Source organism: Streptomyces sp. WAC05292 (genome assembly GCF_003949955.1).
GTDB lineage: Bacteria > Actinomycetota > Actinomycetes > Streptomycetales > Streptomycetaceae > Streptomyces > Streptomyces globosus.
This window is the reverse complement of the sequence record NZ_RPSE01000414.1, coordinates 1-5,340: the sequence shown is the minus strand read 5'-3', so window position 1 is coordinate 5,340 and position 5,340 is coordinate 1. Positions and strand designations below refer to the sequence as shown.

Here is a 5,340-nt window from a genome sequence, read left to right as displayed (position 1 = left end):
CATAGTGTTTCGGTGGTCATAGCGTTAGGGAAACGCCCGGTTACATTCCGAACCCGGAAGCTAAGCCTTTCAGCGCCGATGGTACTGCAGGGGGGACCCTGTGGGAGAGTAGGACGCCGCCGAACAATCATTGTGGGAAAGCCCCGCACCAGCTCTGGTGCGGGGCTTTCCTGCGTTTCAGGGCAATGTCGATGCCGTCTCGGTATCCTGGCGGCGGTCCCCTGGAGGAGTCCGATGACAGCACAGCAGGTGGAAGACGGCGACCGCCCCCTGATCCCCCAACCGGCCATGACACGCGAGGCCCTGCGGGACGCGGTGCGGCGGATCGACATGCCGAGCCTGGCCGCGCTCGACAGGGAATGCCACGAGGCGTTCGATCGGGCCGCGGAGACGGGGGCGATCAACCCCCTTCGCTTCTTCCTGATCAAGTGGGCCACTCACGTGGCGATCCACCGCTGGCCGGCCCGCGCGGCCAGCCTCAGGGAGGCGGAGCGAATCGCGGGCGACCCGGCCTCCACCGAGCAGCAGTTCCAGGACGCCATGGCCACGAGCAGCCGCATCCTCGCCGAGGCTCAGCGGGAGCTCGGCCTGTGACTGCGCGCGGCGAAGCCGTCGAGAGCGACAACGGCTGGGCATGGGAATGCGACCCCGGCCGGCTTTGGGTTCTCGGCGACATGCCGACGGCACAGCAGGAACTCGTCAGCGCTGTCATGGACGGGCTCGTCGACCTGGCCTCTCCGGGCATCGACCCCAAAGACGGCAGTCTGTACGAGGACCCGAACCCGATGCGGCTCCGGACGTACGAGGACGAGCGCCTCCTCCTCTGGTACCAGACGATCCCCCACCGCCGGCGGGTCTACCTGAAGCGGATCAACCTCTAGCCCGAGCCTCGGAGCCGGGTCACCCACAGTTCGTCAGAACAGGCCGGCGTGCATGTGGGGCGTGAGGTTGTCGAGGATCTCGCGCAGCCACGGGCTGCGGACGGCCGGCAAGCGGACCAACGTGTGCCGGAAGGTTCCCGGGTCGGCCCGGAACAGGTGAGGGGGGCGCGGCATGGGCGGATCGTCGCGGAGAATGCCGTCGGGCATGACTCCCGACGCGGGGTGGCGTAGGTGTGGCTCGGGGAAGGCCATCCACCTCCACACCCCGAACGGCAGCGGCACCGGGTATGCAGATGCGCCCGGGCCCTCCGGGATCCAGAGTTCCCCCGTCTGCGGATGGGTCGGCACGAGGATCATGTCGGCGTCCTCGTCGGGTACGGGCCGTCCCGGTCCGGCCAGGACGGCGCGGCTGGCGGGCTGGGCAGCGGGCAACAGAGCGTCGAGGGCGCGTCGGAACACTTCAGCGACCAGGCCGTGCGGGACGGTCACCGGTCGGCCAGCCGAGCCCGCCAGCATGTGGGCCAGGGCGCGGCCGGCTGCCGCCTCCCACGCCGGACTCCATGACCACCGGTGGTCCAGTCCGCAGAGTGAGCTCCATCTGGTGACCGGCTCGATCGGGGGCGTTCCCTTCCCCTCCTCCAGCAGTTCCGTCCAGGAGAGCACCGCAATGTCGCCGTCGTCGACAGGGAGGCGGAGCACGGCACCCGGCGCGAGCCAGACCGCCTGCCAGACTGAGCAGTCGTCGATCCGGGTCGCCACGGGCAGGCCGCACCCCTCGCAGGCCATGTTGGGGCCGTCACCCCAGCCGAGGCCGCAGCAGTAGCCGCCGCTTTCCTCCGGGAGGAGCACGGTGCCGCGGGTATCCCCGGGTGCAATGACGATGCTGCCGGGCGCACCGCCGGACAGGGCGTGGACCGGAGCGTGGATGCCACGTGCCTCCGCCTCGCCCGGATCGATCTCCTGCCACCTCCGCCACGGCGGCCCCCACGGTTCCGGTTCCACGGCGAACGTGCCCGGCTCCATGAGCACCGGGAGCTGGATCCCGTTCCCGTACTGCTGATGGGCGTGGGCCGGCAGCGCGACTTGAGCCAGCGGGGCGGTCAGCCGTGCGCCACAGCCGGCGCACACGAAAACAAACAAACGTCCTCCGTGAGAGAAGCAGCAGGCATCGTCGCAACTCCGCGGCGGGCCGGCAATGGTGTTTTCCCGTCCGCTGTGCGGGGCCGTGCACGGCCGCGGCGAAGGTCATGGAGGGTGCTGCCCACATGCTCGGCGCTCTGCCGAGCGGTCAGCGGCAGGCGTGGAGCTGCGCGTCGAGGACGGGGTCGGGCTTGACCTTCGAGTTGGTTGAAGTTCGAGGATGGCGCCGTGCCAGACGACGAGCTGATGCCGATAGGGGCCTTTGCCCGACGCAGTGGTCTGACCTCCAGTGCGCTGCGGTTCTACGCCGACACCGGGCTGCTGCCGCCCGCCGAGACCGATCCCGTCTCGGGCTACCGCTACTACGGTCCCGGCCAGCTGGCCCGGGCCGTCGCGCTGCGGCGGCTGCGGGAGGTCGGCATGCCGTTGGCCGGGGTCGAGGCCGTGCTCGGTGCGGAGGCCGGCGAGGCGGCCCGCCTCCTCGACGAGCACGTCGCGCGGATCGTGGACCAGGCCGAGGCCGTGCGGGAGAAGGCCGCCGTCCTCAGGTCCGCCCTCGGGAAGGAGGAGGCGCTTCCCCTCGGCGCGGTGAAGGGGCCCGTGCTGGCGGATGCGGTCGAGCAGGTGCTCACCGCGGCCGCGTACGAGCCGGGGACACCTGCACTCGCCGGCCTGCGCGTCGAGGTGGATGCCGAGGCGCTCACCCTGACCGCGACCGACCGGTACCGGCTCGCCACCAGGACGCTGGTGCCGGCCGAAGGGCCGGCGCGGACGTGGGCCGGCACGGTCGACGGCGCCGAGCTGCGGGCCGCGGTCGGCGGGATCCGGCGCTGCCCGGCGGTGCGGCTCGAAGCGCTCTCGCACGGCATCCGGTTCGGTCTCGGCGGTCGGGGAGACCGGTACTGCCGGCTGGTGCCCGAGGACTTCCCGGATCACCGGCTGGTGCTCTCGTCGCTGGGGGGCGCCACCACTCGTGTCACGGCCTCGAAGGAGCTGCTCCTGCGGGCGCTGGAAGAGCAGCCCGGTGCGGACGCAGTGCTGCGCGTCGGCGGTCACGGACTGACAGTCGGAACAGTGGACGACGCCGGGCCTCGTCTGGCGGTGCCGGCCACCGTGACGGGACGGGCGTTGCGGGTGCGGTTCGAGGTGACCACCCTCCATCCTGCGGTGAGCGCCGCGATCGGGCCCGACGTCCTGCTCGATCTGCGGGGACACGACCGGCCCGTCACGGTCCGCTCGGCGGACCGCGGTGACCTCACCACCCTGGCCATGCCCGCTGCGCCGGCGGGGACCGCTACCTGACCACCGCCCCGCGTGCCAGGTCCCGGGCCGTGTACCGCCCGCTCGGCGGCCGCTCCTCGACGAGTCGCAGCAGCAGCGGGGCCACCTCATGCGGTGTCGGCAGTGCGCCGAGGTCCGCGTCCGGCTCTGCCGACGCCATCATCCGCGTCGCCATCGTCCCCGGGTCCGCCCACCACACCCGCAGCTCCGGCTCCTCCACGGCCAGGACGCCGGACAGCAGGTCGAGCCCGGCCTTGGTCGCCCCGTACGCACCCCACGTCGCGTACGGCGCGACCGCAGCGGCCGAGCTGAGGTTGAGTACGGCGCCCCGGGGCGATGCCCGCAGCAGCGGCAGCGCCTCCTGGACCAGCGCCAGAGGTGCCACGAGGTTCACCTCCAGGGCGTGGCGGAACCCGTCCGGCGACTGCTCGGCCAGCGGTACCAGGGGCTCCGCACCGAGCACCGCCGCGTTGTTCACCAGCAGGTCCAGCCCGCCGAGCCGCTGTGCCGCCGCCACCAGTGCGGCGCGGTGAAAGGCATGGCGTACGTCGCCTGCGAGCGCGACCGCGCCGGGCACGTCGGCCGGTGCGGTGAGCGCGGCGGTGTCCCGTCCGCTCACCACGACCCTCCAGCCCCGCGCCGCCAGCTCCGCGGCGAGGGCTCGGCCCAGGCCGCGGGAAGCCCCCGTCACGATCGCGACCGCCATCCCCGCCCCCGACTTCCGAGTTCCGTGTGCCGTCGGCGCCACCGTAGGCGTGCAGACGGCTTCGCCGCCTCGGTCGCCGGTCCTGCGGTCGCCGCGACCTTGGTCCTGGTCCCTCGGTGGTAGGCGGTCCTGCCCGGCCGGGAACCGCCGTCGCCGGCTCGGCGTGCCCTGATCAGTGAGACGGCTCCCGGGCCGCCCGGTAGGTGCAGACCTGGACGCCCGCGGGGCTCGTCACCGCGGAGACCAGCTGCAGGGTGCGCTTGCCGCCGGACGCCGGGAAGATGCTCTTGCCGCCGCCGAGGACGACCGGCATCACGTTGAGGCGGAGCTCGTCGACGAGGCCCTCCTCGATCAGGGTGCGCACCAGCGAGGGGCTCCCCATCACGACCAGGTCGCCTCCCTCGCGGTCGCGGAGCTCCCTGATGGCGGGCACCGGCTTGTCGCCGGCGATGAGGGAGGTGTTGTTCCACGTCAGGTCTGAGGCCGTGAGCGTCGAGGAGACCACGTGCTTGGGGAGGGCGTTCATGCGGTCCGCGAAGGGGTCGCCGGCGCGGTCCGGCCAGGCACCGGCCATCGTCTGCCAGGTGCGCCGCCCGAAGAGGAGGGCCTCCGCCCCGGCGAGGGCGGCGTCGAAGGCGCCGCCGACCACCTCCGGGTCGAAAAACGGCTGCACCCACCCTCCGTGGGCGAAGCCCCCGTCCCGGTCCTCGTCCGGCCCGCCGGGTGCCTGTACGACGCCGTCCAGGCTGATGAACTCGGTGACCACGATCCGCATGTGACTCACTCCTCGGGAAGGCCCTGCTCTGCCTGTGTCTACCGGATGGAGACCGCAGGCGGGCGAGGAACTCATCGGTCCTGGCGGGGCTGCCGAAGGTGACGCCTGGGGTCTTTGACACCCGTGGGATGCGGATGTAGAGTGGAGCGGTTGCCTGGAACGGATCGTTCGGCAACAATCCCCAAGCAGACCTCGTACCCGGGACCTCGAGCCCCGGGTGCACAGTCGACTCCTTGTTCGGAAATTCGAACCCGGGAAATCCGGTGGAAAACTTCTGATAGAGTCGGTCTCGCCGAAAGGGAAACGCGAAAGCGAGTCCCGGAAGGCAATCCCGCTTCGACCGGGAATCGGACACGAAAGAGTCTGATAGAGTCGGAAACGAAGAACGAAAGCCCGGAGGAAAGCCCCAGTAAGCAATTACTGCGGTGAGTACGAAGGAAGCGTCCGTTCCTTGAGAACTCAACAGCGTGCCAAAAATCAACGCCAGAAGTTGATACCCCGTCCACTTCGGTGGATGAGGTTCCTTTGAAAAAGACCTGCGGGGCTGCTCCGGTAGC

General features: G+C 71.0%; 6 protein-coding genes and 1 rRNA gene. 4 read left to right on the top strand and 3 right to left on the bottom strand.

From position 1 onward, the window contains the following. Positions 1–8 precede the first annotated feature (8 nt). From rrf to EF903_RS28135, 3 genes are all read left to right on the top strand, one after another. A 5S ribosomal RNA gene (rrf, locus tag EF903_RS28145) occupies positions 9–125 on the top strand. Positions 126–234: 109 nt separating this feature from the next. After that, positions 235–594, top strand: coding sequence for a hypothetical protein (locus EF903_RS28140; RefSeq protein ID WP_125547838.1), 360 nt, complete (start codon positions 235–237; stop codon positions 592–594). Positions 595–674: 80 nt separating this feature from the next. Beyond that, positions 675–881 (top strand): hypothetical protein, encoded by a 207-nt coding sequence (locus EF903_RS28135; protein WP_125547837.1) that lies wholly within the window; start codon positions 675–677, stop codon positions 879–881. A gap of 33 nt (positions 882–914) precedes the next feature. On the opposite strand, the gene EF903_RS28130 is transcribed toward EF903_RS28135, so the two are convergent. After that, the gene (locus EF903_RS28130) at positions 915–2,021 is read right to left on the bottom strand and encodes a hypothetical protein (protein WP_125547836.1); all 1,107 of its coding nucleotides are present in this window, start codon (positions 2,019–2,021) and stop codon (positions 915–917) included. A 246-nt stretch (positions 2,022–2,267) separates the two neighbouring features. Here EF903_RS28130 and EF903_RS28125 point away from each other — a divergent pair, with 246 nt between their 5' ends. Continuing rightward, positions 2,268–3,323, top strand: coding sequence for a MerR family transcriptional regulator (locus EF903_RS28125; protein WP_185902863.1), 1,056 nt, complete (start codon positions 2,268–2,270; stop codon positions 3,321–3,323). On the opposite strand, the gene EF903_RS28120 is transcribed toward EF903_RS28125, so the two are convergent. Beyond that, complete coding sequence (locus tag EF903_RS28120) at positions 3,316–4,008, bottom strand: SDR family NAD(P)-dependent oxidoreductase (RefSeq protein WP_125547832.1); 693 nt, start codon at positions 4,006–4,008, stop codon at positions 3,316–3,318. The two genes, EF903_RS28125 and EF903_RS28120, sit on opposite strands and share 8 nt — an antisense overlap. Positions 4,009–4,180: 172 nt before the next feature. Further along, positions 4,181–4,783 (bottom strand): dihydrofolate reductase family protein, encoded by a 603-nt coding sequence (locus EF903_RS28115; protein WP_125547830.1) that lies wholly within the window; start codon positions 4,781–4,783, stop codon positions 4,181–4,183. Positions 4,784–5,340: the final 557 nt, after the last annotated feature.

Excerpts from the sequence above, each read along its gene's own strand:
- EF903_RS28125 (WP_185902863.1), top strand. The coding sequence starts at position 2,268 with ATGCCGATAGGGGCCTTTGCCCGACGCAGTGGTCTGACCTCCAGTGCG.
- EF903_RS28120 (WP_125547832.1), bottom strand. The coding sequence starts at position 4,008 with ATGGCGGTCGCGATCGTGACGGGGGCTTCCCGCGGCCTGGGCCGAGCC.
- EF903_RS28135 (WP_125547837.1), top strand. The coding sequence starts at position 675 with ATGCCGACGGCACAGCAGGAACTCGTCAGCGCTGTCATGGACGGGCTC.
- EF903_RS28140 (WP_125547838.1), top strand. The coding sequence starts at position 235 with ATGACAGCACAGCAGGTGGAAGACGGCGACCGCCCCCTGATCCCCCAA.
- EF903_RS28115 (WP_125547830.1), bottom strand. The coding sequence starts at position 4,783 with ATGCGGATCGTGGTCACCGAGTTCATCAGCCTGGACGGCGTCGTACAG.